This is a genomic window from Bacillus sp. P14.5 (genome assembly GCF_003316765.1).
In the GTDB taxonomy this organism is placed as follows: domain Bacteria; phylum Bacillota; class Bacilli; order Bacillales; family Bacillaceae_B; genus Rossellomorea.
In genome coordinates this window covers 1-1250 of record NZ_NIJF01000048.1, presented here as the reverse complement: position 1 = coordinate 1250, position 1250 = coordinate 1, and the positions used below count along the sequence as shown (strand labels likewise).

The window sequence follows — 1250 nt, the reverse complement described above, 5'->3', positions numbered from 1 at the left end:
TCATGTCGCGAATGACCGGCTCGATATCGAGCTGTTCCCGATCGTACATCTGGCTGCCCGCTTCCATCCGTTGCACATCGAGGAAGTCGTTGACGAGATGCGTCAACCGCTCCGTCTCGGCGTGAATCGTCTGCAAGTACTTCGCCTGTTTCTCGTTTGGCAATTGCTTCTTGACCATGAGTTCAGTGAACCCATAAATTGACGAGAGCGGTGTCCGCAACTCGTGAGAGATCGTCGAGATGAATTCGCTCTTCAAGCGTTCCGCCTCGGTCTCGCTCGTGATATCACGGAAGACGAGCAACGTCCCTTTTGACAGCCCACCGACGACGATGCGTTCCGCGTACATCTGCAGGTTCATCTCACCTTTACGGATTGAGAAGCTGACACTGTCATGCGGGAAATCGTCGGTGAAGAGACGGTCTGTATATTTCAAGAAATCGTCTTCTTGGTCGACCGTAGTCGAAATCGTCTCGCGCCATTCATTCCACGATAGTTCCTCAAGTTCTCTCGACGTGATTTCATCGAGCTCAGGGAACATCTCATAGAGCGGTCGGTTGACGAAGACGTCATCGGTCGCATGCTCGACGTAAATGACCGCCTCGCGAATCGAATCGAGTATCCGTTCCGTCTTCCCTTTCTCACGCGTCATCTCTTCAAACAGACGCATGCGAAGAAGGGAGAGTGACAACTGACGGGCGAACGACATGATGTCCCCCATCTGCGTCTGCGTAAAGCGATCTTTATAGCGGACGAGATAGATGAACGCGATGATCGAGTCATCCGTCGGGTCATGGACCGGTACGGCCGTCTCATACATGTAGTATGGGTACGGGAGCGGATGGTCGCTTGCGACTTGTTTCGACGAATGGACTGTCGTTCGGAGTGTCATCGCCCGCGTCAAGACAGAATTCTCGCTATCGAGCAACTGACGGGTAAGCGTCTCGTTCAAGCCATGGCTTGTGATCGAGAATGAGCCCGTCGCATCGACGAAGACGAGAGCGCCGACTTCGGAGTCAGTGATAGCGACCAATTTCTCGATGATCTCTGGATAAGCCGTCAACGAGTCGCGGGCCGCGAGCGTTTCGGTCAATTCGTTGCGGTAAGCCAAATGCTGCTCGTTCTGTTGCGTCTGCTCCAAAATTTCTTCAAGCTCTTGCTGTTGCGCTTGGAGTTCTTCTTGTTGCGCAATCAATTCTTCTTGTTGCGCCTGAAGTTCATGGTTCTTCTCGATCAAGTGACGTTCGTTATCA

Annotated in this window: 1 protein-coding gene; it reads right to left on the bottom strand. The window is 52.6% G+C overall.

From position 1 onward, the window contains the following. Positions 1 to 1250 (bottom strand): sensor histidine kinase (locus B9Z54_RS06410; RefSeq protein ID WP_205207681.1); only part of this gene is annotated, 1250 nt, incomplete at both ends.